This is a genomic window from Streptomyces sp. WAC00040 (assembly GCF_056835925.1).
Map to the genome: position 1 here is coordinate 15,003 of NZ_JAKQZE010000004.1, position 19,903 is coordinate 34,905.

The following is a 19,903-nucleotide window of genomic DNA, read 5'->3' on the forward strand; positions in this document are numbered from 1 at the left end:
ACGGCACCCGCCGTCGGGTGCGGAGTGTCACCGTGGCGTTGGTCGGGTCAACGGGTTCGACGAGCCCGCCCGGGTCGGTGACCCTCTTCCCAGCCGTCAGCTCTGCCCGGGGATTGTTCCGGGCACCGCTTTCGCCGGGCGGTGCGGATCGTTCCAGGCGTCGAACAACGCGGCCGGGGCGCGGCGTTGGCTGTTCGTCCGCGATGATCCGCCACACAGCCATGCTGCCCTGTGCCCATGTGCTCGTCCCGGTCGGGCGGTCGAGGCGGCAGGCGGAGCGGGCCTCACAGGGCGCTGCGCTCCGGGCTGTCCCGGCCGGGGCAAGGTGCCGGTCGGGGCAAGGTCCCGGTCGGGGCAAGGTCCCGGTCGGGGCGGCTCAGTCGCCGCCGCCCCCGCCGCCGCACGAGGAGCCGCCGCCGCAGCCGCAGCCGTAGCCACCGCCGTCGCCGCCTCCGCGACTGCCCCGGCCTTTCGTCTTCTTCTTCCGGCCCGCCCCGACGAGCAGGATCACGATCACGGCGAAGCCCGCGGTGATCAGGAAGTCGGTCATGTCGTCCCCCGTGTGTCTCCGGCACGCGTGCCTGTCGCGTCGCGTGTACGTGGACGATGCCCCTGGCGACCGACGGCCCAACCGGACTTGAGCAAGTCCAGAGCTTGGGCCTTCCGGCCGCCGCTGCGCCGCCCCTGCCGGGCGCGGCGAGCAGTACGCCTGCCTTGGTGGGGGGCGACGAGGTGCACCGCGTTCTTGGTGTCGGGGTCGTTCCGCCGGCGGCCGTGCACGGGGCATGACGCCTGCTCGATCCGGGTGGTGTTCGTGCGGGGCCGGGCGGGCTCTGTCGGCGTCGCCATGTCCGGGTGCGGGTGGTGTGGGCCTGTGTGAACCTGGCCGCGGAACCACGTCATCGATGACCAGGGAGCAGGTCGTGAACCAGCTCGGAGACAAGCCGGAAGAGGTCCGCAAGCAGCTCGAGGAGGAGAAGCGCCGGGGCGGGAAGGGCCGGCCCGACGGCGAGAAGACGGGCGACGCCGCGGAACGAGCCGACAAGTCCGGAGAGGCGTCCTCCGAGGGGGAATCATCGGGGAACGAGGACGAAAGCCCTTTGTGAGGTCGGGTCGCAGTCAGGACCCGGACGCCGCCCTGGCCGCCGACGGAAACCCTGCCGCCGCTGTTCTTCTCCTCGCGCTCGGCCGGTCGTCCTCGGGTGGCCGGACGACGGCTCGACAGCTCATCGACCCGTGCCTCACCGCCATGATGATCGGCAGAGAAGCGGCGCCGGTTGTGGGCGAGTACCGCGGTGTGCAGTAGTGGCTCGCCCACAACGTGGCGTTCATTCACCGGAACGCTCGCATCGGCCGTGCCGGGATTCCCGAGTGGTCGTCCGGGTCATTTGCGCCAGAACAGGTGGTGCGTCACGCCGCTCGGGCTGGGCACGACCTCGAGGTGGAACCGGTCGAGGAGTTCATCGGGTGACTGCCAAAGGCGGAGGCCCGACCCGAGTTTCACCGGCGAGACCGCTACGTGCATGGTGTCGACGAGGTCGGCATCAAGGAACTGCCGGATGGTGGTGACCCCGCCGCCGAGGCGGACGTCCTTGCCCTGCGCCGCCTCCCGTGCCCGTTCCAGGACCGTGATCGGGCTGCCGTCGACAAAGTGGAACGTGGTGTCGGAGAGCGTGATCGAGGGGCGGTGGTGGTGGGTCATGACGAACACCGGGGTGTGGAACGGGGGCTCGTCGCCCCACCATCCCTGCCAGTCGTGGTCGCGCCAGGGCCCACGCTGGGGGCCGAACTTGTTGCGGCCCATGATCTCGGCGCCGATGTTGCGTGCGAAGTCCCGCGTGAAGTAGTCGTCGAGGCCGCGGCTCCCTCCGGGGTCGGTGCGCATGGGCCAGCTCGCCGTGGCACCGGCCCAGGCGAACAGTCTCTCGGGATGGGCATGGCCGAACGGGCTCTCGAGGCTCTGGTGTTCACCGGCACCGATGCCATCACTCGAGACGTTGAAGTTCATCACTCTCAGTAGCTGATCCATGTGTTTCCTCATCAGGTCCCCGCGCATCCCTCGTACGGCAATGCGCTCTGCATCAAGGCGTCGAACGGGAGGTGGCCGGATCGACAGCGGCCCGTAAGTTTTCCGAGGAGTGCCCAATGTGACTTGTTCACGTGCGCCCGTCGGCGGCATCCAGGTGCCCTCAGTGTGCTCCGCTCGGGCACGGCGCCGAAGCCGCCACTTCCGATGCGGGCGCGGTGGGCTGCGATTCGGGCAGCGGGGGTCCGGGCGGCGGAGGTAGTCGGTTCGGCTGAGGGGCTGGGTGGCGAGGCACTTGGCGCCGGGGCGACGGCTGCTCGGACACGGTCGTGGAGTGCGCGCCCGTCGGATTCTCCGTGCTTACTTGGATTCGACTCGTCCTACCGGGTCGGGGCCGGTCGTCAATGCCTCGCACGCGGTGTGCCATGTGGGGGCGTCGGGGTGGAGCCGGGTGTGGAGGTAGGCCGCGGTGAGACGGGCGAGGGCGGCGACTCGCTCGGGGTTCTCGTCCGTGGTCTCGGCGGCGTCGTATCCGGCGATCCCGCCGAGTCCGTGTTCCGCGTCGAACAGGGTGAGCAGGGTCTTGGGGCCGGGGGCGAGGGTGTAGGGGTCGGCGTGCCACTGCGGCCCCATGTCGGTGAAGTGCCGGGGGTCGTCCTTGTCGCCGGCGACGACCAGCGTGGGTGTGGTCATGGTGGAGAAGTCGACGGCTCCGATGATCGGCCACTGCTCGGCCATGGGCCCGTTGAGGACTTCGCCGCCTCTGCCGGGGGCGGCGAGCAGTACGCCTGCCTTGATGCGGGGTTCGAGGAGGTGCACCACGTTCCCGGTGTCAGGGTCGGCGAGTTTGGCGCCGAGGAGGAGGGCGGCGGTGAAGCCGCCGAGCGAGTGCCCGGCGAGGGCGACCTTGGTGGGGTCGATCCGTCCGGCGAGCTGCGGCACGGTGCGCTCGATCGTGTCGAGCCGGTCGAGGATGTGGGTCATGTCCTCGGCGCGGGAGCGCCAGAAGTCGGGTGCGCCGGGTGCGTCGGCGACCAGGTGGCTCAGTGTCCGGGAGGTGAGGTGGGTGGGTTGGATGACGGCGAATCCGTGAGCGGCCCAGAAGTTGGCGAGCGGTGCGTAGCCGTGGAGGGAGGAGAGGTGGTGCGAGGGGCCGTGGCCGTGGGAGAGGAGGAGGACGGGGAGGCCGGTTCCGGTCGCGGGTGCGGAGACGCGTACCTGGAGGTCCACGGGGCGTCCGGGCACGGTGAGGACTACGGGGCTGTAGGACAGGACCGGGGCGGGCGTGCTCATGGTGTCGGTGCTGGTGGTGGGTGTGCTCACGATGTGGGTTCCCTTTCGGTGGCGCTGCCGGTCTCCTGCGGCCGGTGGCGGGCAGGGCGGTCAGGAGCGTCCCGCTTCGGTTAACCTGAAACGGAACGCTGCTCCATTTAGTATTCGGAGCGCTGCTCCGTTTTGTCAATCGGTGTGGAGGACTACGTGATGGCCACCGACAGCCCTGCCGGCAAGTCGCCGTCCCGAGGTAAGCGGGCCGACGCGCAGCGCAACCGGGAGACGGTGCTCGCTGCCGCCGCGGAGGTGTTCGTCACCTCCGGGGTCGACGCGCCGATCCGCGAAATCGCGGCCCGGGCGGGCGTCGGGATGGCCACGATCTACCGCCACTTCCCCACCCGGGCGGATCTCGTCACCGCCGTCTACCGCCACCAGATCGAGGCCTGCGCCGAGGCCGGCCCGCACCTGCTGGCCGGCGCCGACTCCCCGTTCGACGCGCTGAGCGAGTGGATCGACCTCTTCGTCGACTTCCTGGTCACCAAGCACGGCCTCGCCGACGCCCTGCAGTCCGACAGCGACCGCTTCGCCGCTCTGCACACCTACTTCCTCGACCGCCTGCTGCCCGTCTGCGCCCAACTGCTCGACGCCGCGGTGGAGGCCGGCGACATCAGGCCCGGCTTGCAGCCGTACGAGCTGATGCGCGGCATCGGCAACCTCTGCATCGGACGCGACGACGACCCCCGTTACGACCCCCGACGCCTGATCGCTCTCCTCCTCCAGGGACTCCAGCCACCTCAGGCGTCCTGACACGCCGGCGAGCGCCATCGCGGCCCGGTCCCTCCGCGACCGCCTGGATCCCGGTCTCGTCCCCCATCGTGACCGAACGGACCGACCCACGGTTTCGGCATCGAAATGACCCGCACCGCAGGGCACTTCGGGCCCTAGGGTCGTGATCATGACTGAGGAAACGCGTCCGGCGGTCACCGCGGCCCGAGGTCCGGTGGACCACGCCGTGGCAGTGGTGGTCCATCCAGGGCGGCAGCTCGATCAGCGCCCCGTCACCAGCGCCATCGCGTGGCCTCGGCGAGCGCTTCCGGACTGTGCTCGGCCAGGGCCTCGGCCTCGGCGCGCCGAACAGCCAGCACTGCCCCGTACAACGCCTCCCCGAGCGCCGCACGCAGCGTTCCGCTCCGTTCGAAGTGGGTGAGCGCCTCGCCGAGCGAGGTCGGCAGCCGCTCCTGGTCGCCGCGGCCGGCGGGGTCGCCGCTTACGGGGGCGGGAAGCGCGGGACCGCCGTCGCCGAGGCCTTGAAGGCCCACCGCGATGACGGACCCGACCAGGAGATAGGGGTTCGCCGCGGCGTCGAAGGGCTTGAGCTCGGCGTGCCCGCCCTCAAGGTCGTCGGGCTCGCCGAGCACCAGACGCAGCGCGGCCTCGCGGTTCTCGATGCCCCAGCAGCGGTGGACACCCGCCCAATGAGAGGGAATCAGGCGCAGATAACTGGCAGGGGAAGGGGCGCCGATGGCGCAGAGGGCGGGCATGGCGTCCAGGACGGCGCCGAGGAAAATGTTCGCCGTGGCGGCGAGACCGTGGGCGCCGGTGCGGTCACGGTGCAGGTTCCGCCCGTTCTGGCGCAGGCTCAAGTGCAGGTGGCAGCCGTTGCCGACCTGGCCGGCGACGACCACCGGCGCGAAGACGGCACGCAGGCCGTGTGCCAGGCTGACCGCCCGTACGCTCTCGCGGACGAGGACGAGCTCGTCGGCTGCGCGGACGGGATCGGCCGGTACGGTGGAGACCTCGAACTGCCCGGGCGAGTACTCGGGATGGAGCTGCAGGACCTCGATGTCTTGCGCGGCGAGCGTGTCGTGGACCGCCAGCAGATAGTCCGACAGCTCGGCCACCCGGGTCAGTCCGTAGGCGGGACCCCGGCCGGCATGACCTTCGCTGCCGTCGTCCTTGAGGACCACCCATTCGGTCTCGAAGCCCATCCGCATTTCCAGGCCTTGCGCTTCGGCCAGCCGTACCATGCGCCGGGCGAACTGCCGTTGGCACGCCGCATACGGGAGGCCGTTCTGGTCATAGCGGTCGGCCGGGGCCCAGGCCCAACCCGGCTGCGCCGCCAGGACAGTGAGCCGCTCCAGGTCGGGCAGGAGCCGCAGGTCGCCGTCGGGGCCGCCGATGTGCGGGGAGCTGACGACGGCGTCGTCCGAGGTGTAGACGTCGAACACCGGGGACATGCCGACGCCTCGGTGCGCCGCCTGCGGCAGTCTGCTGGTGGGCACTGTCTTGACCCGGCTGACGCCCGCGTTGTCGACCCAGCTGATCGCGACGGCCCGTACGCCTTCGGCGGCAAGCCGCGCCGCTTCGTGGCGGGCCGACAACCGCCGCTCGTCCCGTTCTGCCGCTTCCACCGAACGCCTCCTCCCACCGCGCGGGTGTCCATCGCCGGGACACCTGCGTTCATGGTTGCCGATTCGCGCTCCCCGGCCCCGTCTCATGCGCGAGCCGCGCGTCGCGCCGCGCGGCATGAGCCACGGGTGACGGTCGCCGACCCGGACGGCTACCGGCTCGTCCGTTTGGCCTGTCCGCGTTCTACCTCTGGTCTTGGCCAGTGCTCCGCCCTTCAAGGGCGGGGGTGAAGGCCATCCTTGGCCCGGAGGCGCGGAGCGCGGGAGTGCTCTGCGTCCTGCCGGGGCTCGCGCGGCGGATGATCAGGCGCACGCGGCCCGCACGATGTGGAATCTTCTCCACGCGTGGTGGCGGATGATGCCGAAGGAAATGCGGACTCTCGCGAACGCGGACGCCGCGATCCGACAGGCCCGCAAGGACATCGACTTCCTGGCCGTCCTCCCCGCCCAGGCCGCGCAAGCGGTACTCAAGACGTACTTCCGGGCGTGGAAGAACTGCTGGGAGGGCCGCGCCGACGCCCCGAACTTCAAGGGCCGCCTCCGCACGGTGATGTCCGTGGACATCCCGCAGGGCCGGGACCTGAACATCACCCGCGTGCACCGACGCTGGGGCATGGTCAACATTCCCAAGGTGGGCCGGGTCCGCTTCCGGTGGACCAAACACCTTCCGGTGGGCAAGCGGGCAGGCGCAAAGAACCGGATCACCGGGGCACGGCTGATCAAGGACGCGCTCGGCTGGCACATCGCCTTCCGTATCCAGGCCTTGGAGGTCGAACCCGAACCACACCAGGGGCCGGACGTCGGCATCGACGTGGGCGTCACCGTGCCCATAGCCCTCTCGGACGGCGAAACGTACGAGCACGGCGAATGGCTGACCAAGAAGGAGAAGGCCAAGCTCCTGCACCTGGAGCAGCGCGCCGCGCAGCGTAAGCAGCACCGCAAGCCCGGCGAGCGCACCAGCCGCCGGCTGCACCGCACCTACGACCAGATCAAAGGACTCCGCGCGAAAGCCAAGCGCCGGGCCTTGGACTGGCAGCACCAGACGACCACCGTCATCGCCCGCACATACGGCACCGTCGTGGTCGAAGCACTCACCATCACGAACATGGTCAAGTCGGCCAAGGGAACCATCGAGGAGCCGGGGAAGAACGTCGCCCAGAAGTCTGGGCTGAACCGCTCCATCGCTCAGGAGGCATGGGGCCGGACGGTCACCATGCTGACGTACAAGACCGCCCAGCACGGCGGCACCCTGGTAAAGGTCCCCGCCCCCGGCACCTCCCAACGCTGCTCCGCGTGCGGCTTCACCGCGCCCGGCAACCGGGAGAGCCAGGCCGTGTTCGTGTGCAAGAACCCGGACTGCGGCTGGTCGGGCAACGCCGACCACAACGCAGCCCGGAACGTCTTGCACCTCTACCGGATGGGCCTCGCGCTCATCCCGGCTGCCGGGAGGGCAGTCGTCAGGCGCGCGAAGCGCGTCAAGCCCGCTGCCACAAGGTAAGCAGGAATCTCCCGGCTTCAGCCGGGAGAGCACTTCAAGGTCGTCAGGTCACGCAGAGCTGCAGGACCGGCAGGACGGACAGCAATCCCGTCGGGTTGATGATGGTTACCACGCCGGGATAGAGGTCCTCTCCGGCAGATTCCTGTCGGCCGTCGTGGCGTTGAGCCACGGCGACCCGGTGCCTGGGACCAGGTCCGCGAGTTGCGCGAGGGGTGTTCCTGGACTCTCCTCTCAGGAGTCCGCCCAGGTGGCTCTCCTCGCGAGAAGTACCGACATCGGCAGATTCCTGGTGCCGTTCGACAGGACTGCCTGACGGGTCGGTGTAGTCCTCGGGGCGGAAGGCGACGAGGGTGCGACCGTCGAAGTCGACGGGGATGCGGCGTCGTTCGCCGGCGGTCAGCAGTGCGTAGCCCTGCTCGTTGGAGTCGGGGTGGACGAGTACTGCCGCGCCTGCTCCGATGGAGGCGCTGACCACGCGCCAGAGTTCGTCGCGGACTCGTGCCGACAGTGTGCCGACATACAGGCCGGGCATGGGTTCGATCATCCACCGGGTGAGTGCGCCGCGAATGTGATCGGGGACCGCAGTGGTGGTGAGGACGGTCATGGACGGCATGGTGCGGCCCCTTCTCGAGGGCTTTCAGCGCCGGACATCGGGCTCCCCCTCGTTGACTGCGCCATCTGGCAGGGGTGCGTCTGCAGGGTGTGCGCTGGCCTCCGATGCGTAGTTCACACCCGCAGGGACAGATCCCGTCCCCGGGTCCCACAGATTGACCAGTTCCACTGCGTGGCCCTCGGGTAGCGGTGCGGTCTCGTCCGGAGCAAGAAGGGACTGGACGTCTGCGACGATCCGTGGCAGCAGTCTGTACAGGCGCAGTTCCTCGCGGAAGCTGCGTCGTGCCATGGCTTCGGGATGGGGCGAGTCGTGCAGGGAGAAGGCGAGCGGGATGGTGAGTTCGGCTTTGTATAGGTCGGCGATGTCGTAGACGAGGGCATGTTGTTTTCCCTGGTGGACGAACCCGAGGGCGGTTGAGCAGCCGAGCGCGACGATGGCAGCGTGGACGATGCCGTACAGACATGTGTTGGCCGAGGACAGAGCGAGGTTGACGGGGTCCTGTTCGTCCCACGAGGCGGGGTCGTAGTTGCGTCGGAAGCGGCCTATGCGGTGCTGCTGTGCGAGCAGCTTGTAGAGCGCTTTGACACGCTGTCCTTCCAGGCCGCGCAGCTTGTTCAGCGGGGTGTCGGGTGGGACGGAGATGTTGAAGCGCTTGAGGTACATGCGCTGCGCGACGGCGAGGCGGCGTTCCGGGTCGCTCCACTGGTGGACCTGGTGCTCCAGCCAGCGGGTGGTCAGGGCGTCGGAGGTCGTTGCCGAGTAGCAGCGGACGCCGCCGGAGCCGCTGCACACGACGGTGGTTCCGTGGCGGGCGAAGGTGGACAGTGCGGGCTGGGTGATCGAGGTTCCGTGGTCCCCGCGCAGGCGGGGGTGGTCCGCCGGTGGCTCGTGCGGCGTGCCGCATGCAGCAGTGGTCCCCGCGCAGGCGGGGGTGGTCCGCGGTTAGCCGGGGGACAGATGCCGGATGTGGCGTGGTCCCCGCGCAGGCGGAGGTGTTCCGGGCAGGTCGACCTCGGCGGAGTCGCCCTGGGCGTGGTCCCCGCGCAGGCGGGAGCGGGTCCGCCTCGTCCCCGTCGTCTGTACCTGCGGCCAGACCCTCGGCATCACGTTGGACACCGGCGTCCGCTGCCCCACTTGTGAACAGCAGCCTGGGCATGCCAAAGCGTTGAACCTACCGCTCGCCGAGAGGCGGGGCGCGGCGTAGGCGTGCCACAAGTTGGTGACGGGTTGCCACACTCGGTGGCGGCGGCGGATCTCAATGCACAAAGATCCGCCGCATGTCCGTCAGCCAACAGACCGAAGTTCGCATGGTCTTCGTCACCTGCCGTCTCGGCCACAGCGAACTCAGCCGCCTCTTCGCCCTCGCACCCGAAGGCATCCCCGCCGGTTCAGCCGTCGTGTCAACCCAGCGCGACAACACCCGTTACAGTGCGCAGACGCTCGACGACCTGATCGATCACGTGCGCAACGCCAACGCATCGGGGAACCTCGACGAATGGGAGAACCTTGCCCTCGAGGCGCACGACGGCACCGGGGATCGTAACGTCAATATCTCGATAGACACTCAGCGCGTTGAGGTCCACGTTTCCGGGAGCGACGCGACCTGGGTGTACGGCCAAGCAGCCCGCACGGAAAAGCTCTTGCGTGGTGCAGGCGGAACGAAGAGGTCCGACGATGCGGCACTCAGAGCACGCAAGAAGAGGATGCTCTGGGCGCTAGCTGGAGGCGCTCTACCCTATGTGGGCGTGTTCGTGGGCGCCATCATCGCGAACTCTGGAATTCCATCCGGCGCGGGCTCACAGGACATCTCCAGAATCCGCCTCATTGGCGCAGTTCTCGGCGGAGTCGTCGTCTTCCTGGCAATGTTCGCGGGGCTTACCATCTGGCGACGAGCCAACCGGGCAATCCTGAAGCCCACAGGCAACGTTCCACATGGGTCTTGGTGGGGCCGTGCTTCCACAACTGACCGAATCGCCCTGGCCGCCCTCGTCGTCACGCTGCTCTCGTTTTTTGTTGCGGCGGCCACTTTGGCGAAGGAACTGATTGGCGGAGAAGACAAGAAAGCGTCGGCCCCCATCGCCCGAGTGTGGAGCCACGCTGACGATCACCAGCCTCCCATTCCGCCGGCAGTCTGAGGGCGAGCCCGTGGTCCCCGCGCAGGCGGGGGTGTTCCGACGCACGGCATCCCGCTGCGCATCTGCCGCACGTGGTCTTCGCGCAGGCGGGGGTATCCGGCGGGGTTCGCGGCGGCCGTGGCGGGTCGGCCCCCAGGAGGCGGAGGCAGGGTGTGGCGATCCTGCGGATGCGGGTGAACCGCCTCTCGTGGCGGGTGGCGGAAATTCCTGTGCTTCTTCACGGGCGCACGGGCAGGACACACAGGGCCGTGTGGCCGGTGAGCAATGCCGCATTTTCCGGACCTGCAGGGGCCGGGCGGGCCCGGGGCCGCCCGGCCTGAGTGCCTGGCCTGAAAGGGCGGCGCCGGGTGCCCGGGCGGGCCGGCGGCTCAGGCGTGGAATTCGGTGAGGTCGATGCTGTGGACGCGCAGCGGAAAGCCGTACACGGGGTGCACCGTCTCGCGCTCGAGCACCATGCCGAGCTTGCGGATGACGTTCTCGGACGCGTCGTCCCCGGCGCGGCTGATGCTGATGACGCGGTCGATTCCGCGGTCCTGGAGCGCGAACTCGAGCGTCGCGTGGGCGGCTTCGGACGCGTATCCCTGGCCCCAGAACTGGGAGCCGAGGCGCCAGCTGATCGCCACGGCGGGCATCACCTCCGGCAGGAACTCGGGTACGGACAGTCCGGTGAAGCCGGCCAGCTCGCCGGAGGCGAGCAGTTCGACGGCGAAGAGACCGAAGCCCTCCTCGTCCCATTCCTCTTCCCACTGCTCGATCGCCTCGGCGGTGCGCTCGAGATCGTGCGGGGAGGAATCGTCGACCCAGCGCATGACCTGGGGGTCCGCGTTGATGTCCGCCATCGGCACGAGGTCGTCGTCGTCCCAGCGGCGGAGGATGAGGCGGGGGGTGCGGATCTCGGTCATGGGGGCTCATCCTGCCGGAGGCAGGGGGGTCACCGTTAATCGGTGCCCGTGCCGGTCCGCGGGGGCCGCGGTGCGGGGCCGTGCGCCGGGCGGGGTGGGCGGGCCCGGCCGGGGGTGGCGTCCGGGTAAAATGGGGTCACGCTTCGTCGTTCCGGGGGCCCGTACCAAGGGGTGCGGGCCCCGGCTCGTTCCGGGCGCCAGACCACGGAAGGGTCCCCCCATGAATGCGAAGCCATCAGCCGCCGGGCGCCTCGGTGCCGGCAAGACCCGGCCTGCGGCCGTGCAGGGTGAGCTTTCCGCGGTGACGCTGACGCCCGGTTCGCCGCCCGCGCAGTCCTTCGCCGAACTGGGCCTGCCCCCGGAAGTGGCGCGGGTGATGGCCGGCTCCGGGGTGACGGAACCGTTCCCGATCCAGGCGGCCACCCTGCCCGACGCGCTGGCCGGCCGGGACATCCTCGGCCGTGCGCGGACCGGGTCCGGCAAGACGCTCGCCTTCGGGCTGGCCCTGCTCACCCGTACCGCGGGCCGGCGTGCCGAGCCGAAGCGGCCGCTGGGGCTGGTCCTGGTGCCGACCCGGGAACTGGCGCAGCAGGTGAGTGACGTGCTGGCCCCGTACGCGTCGGCGCTGGGGCTGCGGTCGGCGACGGTGGTCGGCGGGTTGTCGATCGGGCGGCAGGCGACGGCGCTGCGGGCCGGCGCCGAGGTGGTCGTCGCGACCCCGGGCCGGCTGGCCGACCTGGTGGCGCGCCGGGACTGCCACCTGGACCAGGTGCGGATCACGGTGCTGGACGAGGCGGACCAGATGTGCGACATGGGGTTCCTGCCCCAGGTGTCGGAGCTGTTGGACCAGGTGCGGCCGGGCGGGCAGCGCATGCTGTTCTCGGCCACCCTCGACCGCAACATCGATCTCTTGGTGGGGCGCTACCTCCATGATCCGGTGCTCGCGACGGTCGACCGGGCGGCGGGCGCGGTGACCACGATGGAGCACCATGTGCTGAACGTCCATCCGGCGGACAAGTACGCCACGGCCACGGAGATCGCCGCCCGGGACGGGCGGGTGCTGATGTTCCTGGACACCAAGCACGCGGTCGACCAGTTCACCCGCCATCTGCGCGGCAGTGGGATCCGGGCCGCCGCGCTGCACAGCGGGAAGTCGCAGCCGCAGCGCACGCACACGCTCGCCCAGTTCAAGAGCGGTGAGGTCACCGTGCTGGTGGCCACCAATGTGGCGGCGCGGGGCATCCATGTCGACGCGCTCGACCTTGTCGTCAACGTCGACCCGCCCGCCGATCCCAAGGACTATCTCCACCGGGGCGGCCGTACGGCGCGTGCGGGTGAGTCGGGTCGGGTGGTCACCCTGGTCACGCCGGGGCAGCGGCGTGAGGTGAACCGGATGATGTCCGATGCCGGGATCCGGCCGGTGGTCACCCAGGTGCGTTCCGGCGAGGAGAAGCTGACGGGTATCACGGGGGCGAAGCGGCCGCCTGTCGCCGACAGGTCCGCCGGCGGCAACGCGCCGTTCCGGGGTCTGGGCGCCCGGGCCCCGAAGGAGTCGCGCAGGACGGCCGAGGCCCGGGGTCTCGCGGAGGCCCGTAAGGCGGCCCGGGTCCGCAGAGGCCGCTGACGGCTCTTCAGCAGCAACTGCGGTCACAGGAAGAGCGGTTCTCCTCCTGTGACAGCCCTTCGGCGCTCCGGCTTTCGCTCGGCGGGGGTCCCCTGTACCGGGTGCTCGCACCCCGCCCTGAGGTGCGGGATTTCGCGTCTCAATCCTGTGTGCTGTTCTCGTCCCGGCTCAGAGGTGCCACGCCCTTGCCCGGTTCGACGACATCGCGCCGGCCGGTGGTTTCGGCCGCGTCGAGCTGGGTTACGGCCGGGTGGTGGAGGTCGAAGGCGGGCGACTCGGAACGGATCCGGGGCAGCGTGGTGAAGTTGTGCCGCGGCGGGGGGCACGAGGTGGCCCACTCCAGGGAGCGGCCGTAGCCCCAGGGGTCGTCGACGTCGATGCGCTTGCCGTTCCTGGCCGTCTTCCAGACGTTGTAGAAGAAGGGGAGCGTGGAGGCGCCCAGGAGGAACGCGCCGATGCTGGAGAGGGTGTTGAGGGCGGTGAAGCCGTCGGCGGCGAGGTAGTCGGCGTAGCGCCGCGGCATGCCTTCGGCGCCGACCCAGTGCTGGACGAGGAACGTGGTGTGGAAGCCGGTGAACAGCGTCCAGAAGTGGATCTTGCCGAGGCGTTCGTCGAGCATCGTGCCGGTCATCTTGGGCCACCAGAAGTGGAAGCCGGCGAACATGGCGAACACGACGGTGCCGAAGACGACGTAGTGGAAGTGGGCCACGACGAAGTAGCTGTCGGTGATGTGGAAGTCGAGGGGCGGCGAGGCGAGGATGATGCCGGTCAGGCCGCCGAAGAGGAACGTGACGAGAAAGCCGATGGACCACAGCATCGGCGTCTCGAAGGACAGCGACCCGCGCCACATGGTGCCGATCCAGTTGAAGAACTTCACCCCGGTGGGCACCGCGATGAGGAACGTCATGAAGGAGAAGAACGGCAGCAGGACGGCGCCGGTCGCGAACATGTGATGGGCCCACACGGTCACCGACAGGCCCGTGATCGCGATGGTCGCCCCGATCAGGCCGATGTAGCCGAAGATCGGTTTCCGGGAGAAGACGGGGAGAATCTCCGTGACGATGCCGAAGAACGGCAGGGCGATGATGTAGACCTCGGGGTGGCCGAAGAACCAGAAGAGGTGCTGCCAGAGGAGCGGGCCGCCGTTCTCCGGGTTGAACACCTGTGCGCCGAAACGCCGGTCGGCCTCCAGGACCAGCAGCGCGGCCGCGAGGACGGGGAAGGCGAAGAGCACCAGGACCGAGGTGAACAGGATGTTCCAGGTGAAGATCGGCATCCGGAACATCGTCATTCCCGGGGCGCGCAGGCAGATGATCGTCGTGATGAAGTTGACCGCGCCGAGGATCGTGCCGAACCCGGACAGCGCCAGGCCCATGATCCACAGGTCGCCGCCCACGTACGGTGAGCGCTCGCCGCCGCTGAGCGGTGTGTAGGCGGTCCAGCCGAAGTCGGCGGCGCCCTGCGGGGTGAACAGGCTGCTCAGCACGATCAGGCCGCCGAAGAAGAACAGCCAGAACGACAGCATGTTCAGCCGTGGGAACGCCACGTCGGGAGAGCCGATCTGCAACGGCATGACGGCGTTGGCGAAACCGGCGAACGTGGGCGTCGCGAACAGCAGCAGCATGATGGTGCCGTGCATGGTGAACGTCTGGTTGTACTGCTCGTTCGAGAGGATCTGGATACCCGGCCGGGCCAGTTCCGCACGGAGCAGCAGGGCCATCACCCCGGCGACGACGAAGAAGAGGAACGACGCGATCAGGTAGAGGTGCCCGATCTTCTTGTGATCCGTGGTCGTCAGCCACACGATGACGACCTGGCCCCGCGTGCGGCCCTTCACGGGAACGGGCGCCGGCGTGCGGGTGGATGTGACCATGTGTGTGACCCCCGGGCGGTTCTGGCGGTTCCTTCGTGCGCGGTTCGGAAGCGGCGGTTCGGAAGCGGTGGAGTGCCCAGCCAACGCGATGCCACACGTTATGCCGCGAAGCCGCGCCCGGTGCCTTCGCAGTTGCCCTCGGCCGGGTCAGCGGGCGGGTCGGCGGGCGGGGACCGTGCCGGCTACTTGCCTTGCGGCAGCGGCTCCGCCTCGCACACCGCGCCGCTCCTCGGGAGCTTCCCGTCGAGCAGATACGCGTTGACGGTGTTCTGCACGCACGCGTTCCCGCTGTCGTAGGCGCCGTGGCCCTCGCCCTTGTAGGTGAGTTCGAAGCCCACGCCCTTGCCGAGCTGCTGCGCCATGCGGGCGGCGCCCTCGTAGGGGGTGGCGGGGTCCCCGGTGTTGCCGACCAGCAGGATCGGCGGCGCGCCGGGCGCGCTCACCTCGGGGTGTTCGGCCTCTCCCCGCACCGGCCAGCCGTCGCAGGCGAGTGTGCCCCACGCCAGGGCGGGTCCGAACAGGAGCGACGTCTCGACGAACTCGGGCATCTTTGCCTCCACGTCCGCCACGGTGTAGCGGTCGCTGGAGTCGTCGCAGGTGATGGCTCTGAAGGCGTCGTCCTCGTTGCTCTCGTTGGCGTTGCTCTCGTCGTCGTTGCCGGCGGTGTCGCCGCCGGCGCCGCGCTGTCTCAGCTCCTCCGCCAGGTCCAGCAGGATGTCGCCGTTGCCGCCGGCGGCTGCTTCCAGGCCCACCAGGAGCGCGGGCCAGAACTCCTGCCGGTAGAGCGCTCTGATGATCGCGCCGGTGAGCTTGTTGCCGTCGAGTTCACTGCCGTCGGAGGTGGGGAGCGGAGCGTCGTCGAGGTCGGCCTCGAGCTCGACGGTGGTGTCCACGATCTCCTCGCCGCTGTCGCCGAGCGTGCAGCCCTGCTCGGCGCACCAGGCGGCGAAGTGCTCGAAGGCGAGCTGGAACCCTGCGGCCTGCCCGAGGGCTTCCTCCATCGTGGTGCGGGTGGGGTCGACGACGCCGTCCAGAACGGCCCGGCCGAGGTTCTTCGGGAACAGGTGGGCATACACGCCGCCGAGCCGGGTGCCGTAGGAGATCCCGAAGTAGTGGAGCAACTTGTCGCCGAGGACGTGGCGCATCAGGTCCATGTCCCGGGCGGCCTCTGTGGTGCCGACGTGCGGGAGGATGTCGCCGGAGTTCTTCTTGCACGCCGCGGCCGTCTCGCGGTTGAACGCGACCAGCGCGTTGTTCTCGTCGCCGCCGTCGTCGGGGGTGTCGTCCACCTCGTCCTCGTCGGCGGCGCCGGCGTCCAGGCAGCGCACGCCCCGGCTGTTGCCGACGCCGCGCGGGTCGAAGCTGACCAGGTCGTACCGGGAGCGGAGCTTCTCGTAGTCGGGGGCGAGGCGGGGCAGGGTGGCGACTCCCGATTCCCCGGGGCCGCCGAAGTTGAAGAGGAGCGAACCGATCCGGTCGCCGGCGTCGGCGCTGGATCGGGCCCGGATCAGCGCGATGCCCATCGACTCCCCCGAGGGCTTTTGCCAGTCCAGCGGCGCCCGCAGGGTGGTGCACTGCCACCGGGTGCCGTCCGGCAGGGGCTCGGGGGCCCGGCCGCCGCCCTGGATGGGCGAGGGCGCCGGGCAGTCCTTCCAGTCCAGGGGCTGCTGCCGGAACCGGCCTGTGTCCTGTCCGTCGGCGGCTGCGCCGCCGCGGCCGCCCTGGTCGCCGTCCTGCGCCGCCGGCGTGCAGGCCGTGAGGGAGCAGGAGAGCAGGGTGGCGGTGGACAGCAGGACGGCGGCGGACATCGCTCGTGTGGAGGGCATGGCTTCACCCTCTGGCGGCCATGCCGGAGACGCACGGCACGGCGTCCGTTCGGGGGCCGTGGGCGGGCCGCCGTGGAGGCGCCCTGTGCGGGCAGGTGTTCGCCGGGGAGACGCCCTGTGCCGCTGGTGTTCGCCGCGAGGTCCGCGCGGCAGTTCGCCGAGCGGTACGCGCAAGGGTCGGAGAGCTGTTGGGCCGGCCGGTGCGGCATTCCGGTCCTGGCGGCGTGCGGCGGGAGCGCACATCGCGTGCGGGCAGAAGGGCCGGGCGGGGCGTCGGGATCCGGGTGGAGTGTGTGCCGAACGGGTGAGCCCGCGGCCGTCGGGGCCGCACGTGGTTAGCATCCGGGAAGGGGGACGCCCACCGATGGCACGGAGGCCGTCATGCCGCAACGACCCGCATCCCGCCTGTCGACGAACCGGTCGAGCCTCGGCCACAAGGCGCAGTACGCGCTGCGGCATCCGCGACGCGTCCTGCCCTACCTGCGCCGGGCGGGCCGGGACACATGGCTGCGGCTGCGCCACCGCGGCGGCCACGTCGCCTACTACCGGGCGGTGATGGCCTCCGACACCGCGAGGAGCCCGGAGGCGGCGGTCGGCGGCGGGCCCTCGCACGACCGCTGGCTCGCCATCGGGCAGATGCAGTTCGACTACCTGCGCGAGCACGGGCTGGCGCCGCAGGACCGGATGCTGGAGATCGGCTGCGGCAATCTGCGGGCCGGCTGGCGGTTCATCGACCATCTGGAGCCCGGCCACTACTACGGGATCGACATCTCCCCCGACATTCTCATCGAGGCCAAGAAGACCCTCGTGCGCTACGGGCTCCAGCACAAGCTTCCGTATCTGACGCCCGTCGACAACCTGACGCTGGACTTCCTCCCCGACGCCGCGTTCACGGTCGTGCACGCGCACAGCGTCTTCTCGCATTCGACGCTGGAGATCATCGACGAATGCCTGGCGAACGTGGGGCGGGTGCTCGCACCGGGCGGGTTCTTCGACTTCACCTACGACCGCACCGAGACGCGCGAGCACCAGGTGCTGGGCGAGGACTTCTACTACCGCACCCAGACGCTGGTCCGGCTGGCCGCCCGGCACGGCCTCACCGCCCGCTTCATGGACGACTGGGAGCAACTGCCGCACGGCCAGTCGAAACTGCGCGTCACCCACGCCGCGTGAGCGGCCCCGCGGGGGCCCGCTCCCCCGGTGGCCGGTGCCGACCGGCGGTGCGGGGCGGCGACGCCGTGCGGCTGCGGAAGCGGAAGCGGGTACGGTGCGGTCGCGGGGCGGATGCGCCCGCTCCGTACGCCGTTCACCCGAATGCCCGGGCATCTGGATTCCCGGGTCGTCCCCTCGCCCCCTCGGCCGTGCCCGCCGTTGCGGTCGGGCACGGCCCGCGTGAAGGTCAGGCGCCGGCCGCTGCCGCGTAACGGGCGCCGACGTCCTCCCAGTCGACCAGATCCCACAGCTTGGTGACGTAGTCGGGGCGGACGTTCTTGTACTGCAGGTAGTAGGCGTGCTCCCAGGCGTCGAAGACCAGTAGCGGGGTGCTGCCCAGGCCCACGTTGCCGTGGTGGTCGTAGACCTGCTCGACGATCAGGCGGCGGCCGAGCGGCTCCCAGGCCAGCACGCCCCAGCCGGACCCCTGCACCGAGGTGGTGGCGACGGTGAGCTGCTTCCTGAACGCCTCGAAGCCGCCGAGGTGTTCGTCGATGGCATCGGCGAGGGCGCCTACGGGGCGGTCACCGCCGTCCGGGGAGAGGTTCTGCCAGAAGATCGAGTGCAGGGCGTGCCCGGAGAGGTTGAAGGCGAAGGTCTTCTCCAGACCCACCAGTCCGGTGGGGGTGATCAGGTCCTTCTCCCGGGCCTCGGCGAGCTGTTCCAGGGTGTCGTTGGCTCCCTTGACGTAGGCGGCGTGGTGCTTGGCGTGGTGCAGCTCGAGGATCTCCGGCGTGATGGCCGGGGCCAGAGCGGAGTAGTCGTAAGGCAGGTCGGGAAGCGCGTAGGTGCCCATCAGGCACGTCCTCTTTCGTTCCGTGTGGGTGATCGTCCAGGGACACCCAACCTCTATTGCGCATTACTTGCAACAACGTACCTGTTGCATCAATATGGCCGGGGGGCGGGGTCGGCACGTCAGCTTTCGGCGGTGCGGCATTCGACGTGCTGCCGTTCCTCCGAGAGGTGATCGTCTTCTCACCGGCGCCCGCCGGACGCCGACCCCGCTCCCCCGGCCCGGGCGGCCCCCGCCGTGGTCCTCCGACACCGACCCGGCGGCGGCGCGGCGCGCCCGCCGCCGGGACCTGCGCGCCTCGTCGCGCCGGTCCGCGCGACCTGAGAGCGACCACGGGTCCGCCGAACGGCCGAGGCGGGCGCGGGGAGTTGCCGCTTTGGGCCGATGGCCCGGGAGGGGACGGTGTGAAGGATGTGACGCGCCGGAACACACCGACTCCCGGGAGATCACCGTGCTTTCTCCGTCACCACGCAGGACCGTGGCCGTGCTGACCGCGGCAGTCGCAGCGCTCGCCGTGAGCGGCGCCTCCAGCACGTCGGGGGCCTCTGACGCCTCCGGCGCTTCCGCCGCAGGCCGTGGCACGCAGTCGATCGCGAGTGTCACCGGCCGTGCGGATTTCGTGCTGCCCTACCACCAGGACGACGACGTCCGCTCGTTCAGCTTCGACGCGGTCGCCGCTCCGTACAGCCGGCCGCTGCCCGGGATACCCACGGGTCTTCCCACCGACGCCCGGGGAACGGTCAGGATTTCGCACTACTCGGCCGCACGGGACGTCACCTACACGGCCGAGGGGCGGGTGGACTGCCTGGTCACCGGCCCTCGCACGGCGACACTGACGGCCGTCATCACCGAGGTGGGTCCCGGCGGGCCCCTCGACATCGGGCGGCGGCTCGGATTCAGCGTCCACGACGGGGGCAAGGACGGCAAGAACCGCTCCGGCGACCGTGTGGGCTTCTCGTGGAACGGGGTGAATCTGCTGCCGGGCGGCGCGACCGCCCCCGAGGAGGCCCCTGTCGGTACGTGCATGGCGCCGGCGCCGTACGCCCCGGTGACCAAGGGCGGCTACACGGTCGTGCACGCCGAACTGCCGCCCCCGGCAAGGCCCTGACCTGCCCGCACGGTGGGCCCGGGCCCCGGCCGTTCGGGTGCGGTCGGGGCCCGGGGCCCGCCCGTCGCGGATTCGTCAGTGCGGCCGCCGGGTGCCGTGGTAGTGCTGGGCGAGCCGGGCGAGGGCGACCGCGCCGAGCAGGAGACCGAAGTCGCGCAGCGCGATGTCGTAGTGGCCCGGGACGGTCAGCAGGTTGACGATGATGCCGGCGAGCCAGCCGGCCACGAGCCAGCCCCCGAAGCGCGGTGCGAGCGCAACGGCGACGCCTGCCACGATCTCGATGGCGCCGACGGCGTACATGGCCTGCTGTGCGCTGCCGGGGACGATGTCGTTGATCCACGGCGCGAGATAGACGGGCCAGTCGACGAGCAGGTTGGTGAACTTGTCCAGCCCGAACAGGACGGGCGCCACGGTGAACCCGATGCGCAGGATGACGAACGCCTGATAGCCGGGGTCGGTGAGCGCGGCCCGCCGTACGGGGGCGGACGGGGTGGTTGTGGTGGGGGACGACATGGTGGGCGCCCTTCTTTCCGTCTTCGGTTCTCTGCCGACCTTCTATCGACAACTCTCACTATCGATAGAAGCGCGGATCACTTCTTTAGTCAATGGCTGT

17 protein-coding genes and 1 pseudogene are annotated in these 19,903 nt (G+C 70.1%); 7 read left to right on the forward strand and 11 right to left on the reverse strand.

The annotated features are described in order from the left end of the window. Positions 1 to 376 precede the first annotated feature (376 nt). A complete protein-coding gene (locus MDN94_RS30770; protein WP_482729144.1) occupies positions 377 to 550 on the reverse strand; it encodes a hypothetical protein in 174 nt (57 codons plus the stop codon). A 373-nt stretch (positions 551 to 923) separates the two neighbouring features. On the opposite strand from MDN94_RS30770, the gene MDN94_RS30775 reads away from it, so the two are divergent. Next, positions 924 to 1,106, forward strand: coding sequence for a hypothetical protein (locus MDN94_RS30775; protein ID WP_482729145.1), 183 nt, complete (start codon positions 924 to 926; stop codon positions 1,104 to 1,106). Between the two features lie 278 nt (positions 1,107 to 1,384). Here MDN94_RS30775 and MDN94_RS30780 read toward each other — a convergent pair whose 3' ends face one another. Together MDN94_RS30780 and MDN94_RS30785 are read right to left on the reverse strand one after the other, a co-directional pair. Next, entirely contained in the window at positions 1,385 to 2,029 is a 645-nt protein-coding gene (locus MDN94_RS30780) for a dihydrofolate reductase family protein (protein WP_482729146.1), read from the reverse strand. Positions 2,030 to 2,386: 357 nt separating this feature from the next. Then, the gene (locus MDN94_RS30785; RefSeq protein WP_482729147.1) at positions 2,387 to 3,349 is read right to left on the reverse strand and encodes an alpha/beta hydrolase family protein; all 963 of its coding nucleotides are present in this window, start codon (positions 3,347 to 3,349) and stop codon (positions 2,387 to 2,389) included. A 159-nt stretch (positions 3,350 to 3,508) separates the two neighbouring features. On the opposite strand from MDN94_RS30785, the gene MDN94_RS30790 reads away from it, so the two are divergent. After that, positions 3,509 to 4,105 carry a TetR/AcrR family transcriptional regulator gene (locus MDN94_RS30790; protein ID WP_482729148.1) on the forward strand — a complete coding sequence of 199 codons (597 nt, stop codon included), beginning with the start codon at positions 3,509 to 3,511 and terminating at the stop codon, positions 4,103 to 4,105. Between the two features lie 251 nt (positions 4,106 to 4,356). On the opposite strand, the gene MDN94_RS30795 is transcribed toward MDN94_RS30790, so the two are convergent. Continuing rightward, complete coding sequence (locus MDN94_RS30795) at positions 4,357 to 5,709, reverse strand: glutamine synthetase family protein (protein ID WP_482729149.1); 1,353 nt, start codon at positions 5,707 to 5,709, stop codon at positions 4,357 to 4,359. 322 nt (positions 5,710 to 6,031) lie between these two features. Here MDN94_RS30795 and MDN94_RS30800 point away from each other — a divergent pair, with 322 nt between their 5' ends. Continuing rightward, positions 6,032 to 7,204, forward strand: coding sequence for an RNA-guided endonuclease InsQ/TnpB family protein (locus tag MDN94_RS30800; RefSeq protein ID WP_482729150.1), 1,173 nt, complete (start codon positions 6,032 to 6,034; stop codon positions 7,202 to 7,204). A 43-nt stretch (positions 7,205 to 7,247) separates the two neighbouring features. Here the strand turns inward: MDN94_RS30800 and cas2e are convergent, their stop codons facing one another. Further along, positions 7,248 to 7,808, reverse strand: a complete 561-nt coding sequence (cas2e, locus tag MDN94_RS30805; protein WP_482729151.1) for a type I-E CRISPR-associated endoribonuclease Cas2e — start codon at positions 7,806 to 7,808, stop codon at positions 7,248 to 7,250. 33 nt (positions 7,809 to 7,841) lie between these two features. Continuing rightward, positions 7,842 to 8,666 (reverse strand): annotated as a pseudogene (gene cas1e, locus MDN94_RS30810) (type I-E CRISPR-associated endonuclease Cas1e); the annotation flags it as partial. Between the two features lie 428 nt (positions 8,667 to 9,094). Here cas1e and MDN94_RS30815 point away from each other — a divergent pair. Next, positions 9,095 to 9,952 carry a hypothetical protein gene (locus MDN94_RS30815; RefSeq protein WP_482729152.1) on the forward strand — a complete coding sequence of 286 codons (858 nt, stop codon included), beginning with the start codon at positions 9,095 to 9,097 and terminating at the stop codon, positions 9,950 to 9,952. Positions 9,953 to 10,320: 368 nt separating this feature from the next. Here MDN94_RS30815 and MDN94_RS30820 read toward each other — a convergent pair whose 3' ends face one another. Then, the gene (locus tag MDN94_RS30820) at positions 10,321 to 10,854 is read right to left on the reverse strand and encodes a GNAT family N-acetyltransferase (protein WP_482729153.1); all 534 of its coding nucleotides are present in this window, start codon (positions 10,852 to 10,854) and stop codon (positions 10,321 to 10,323) included. Between the two features lie 220 nt (positions 10,855 to 11,074). On the opposite strand from MDN94_RS30820, the gene MDN94_RS30825 reads away from it, so the two are divergent. After that, complete coding sequence (locus MDN94_RS30825; RefSeq protein ID WP_482729154.1) at positions 11,075 to 12,478, forward strand: DEAD/DEAH box helicase; 1,404 nt, start codon at positions 11,075 to 11,077, stop codon at positions 12,476 to 12,478. 139 nt (positions 12,479 to 12,617) lie between these two features. Here the strand turns inward: MDN94_RS30825 and ctaD are convergent, their stop codons facing one another. Further along, complete coding sequence (gene ctaD, locus MDN94_RS30830) at positions 12,618 to 14,351, reverse strand: aa3-type cytochrome oxidase subunit I (protein WP_482729155.1); 1,734 nt, start codon at positions 14,349 to 14,351, stop codon at positions 12,618 to 12,620. Between the two features lie 182 nt (positions 14,352 to 14,533). Then, the gene (locus MDN94_RS30835; protein WP_482729156.1) at positions 14,534 to 16,177 is read right to left on the reverse strand and encodes an alpha/beta hydrolase; all 1,644 of its coding nucleotides are present in this window, start codon (positions 16,175 to 16,177) and stop codon (positions 14,534 to 14,536) included. 381 nt (positions 16,178 to 16,558) lie between these two features. Between MDN94_RS30835 and MDN94_RS30840 the strand changes: the two genes are divergently transcribed. Then, positions 16,559 to 17,350 (forward strand): class I SAM-dependent methyltransferase, encoded by a 792-nt coding sequence (locus tag MDN94_RS30840; protein ID WP_482729157.1) that lies wholly within the window; start codon positions 16,559 to 16,561, stop codon positions 17,348 to 17,350. 226 nt (positions 17,351 to 17,576) lie between these two features. On the opposite strand, the gene MDN94_RS30845 is transcribed toward MDN94_RS30840, so the two are convergent. Next, positions 17,577 to 18,185, reverse strand: coding sequence for a superoxide dismutase (locus MDN94_RS30845; protein WP_482729158.1), 609 nt, complete (start codon positions 18,183 to 18,185; stop codon positions 17,577 to 17,579). Between the two features lie 481 nt (positions 18,186 to 18,666). Here MDN94_RS30845 and MDN94_RS30850 point away from each other — a divergent pair, with 481 nt between their 5' ends. Then, positions 18,667 to 19,290 carry a hypothetical protein gene (locus MDN94_RS30850; protein WP_482729159.1) on the forward strand — a complete coding sequence of 208 codons (624 nt, stop codon included), beginning with the start codon at positions 18,667 to 18,669 and terminating at the stop codon, positions 19,288 to 19,290. 75 nt (positions 19,291 to 19,365) lie between these two features. Here MDN94_RS30850 and MDN94_RS30855 read toward each other — a convergent pair whose 3' ends face one another. Next, positions 19,366 to 19,803, reverse strand: coding sequence for a hypothetical protein (locus MDN94_RS30855; RefSeq protein ID WP_482729160.1), 438 nt, complete (start codon positions 19,801 to 19,803; stop codon positions 19,366 to 19,368). Positions 19,804 to 19,903: the final 100 nt, after the last annotated feature.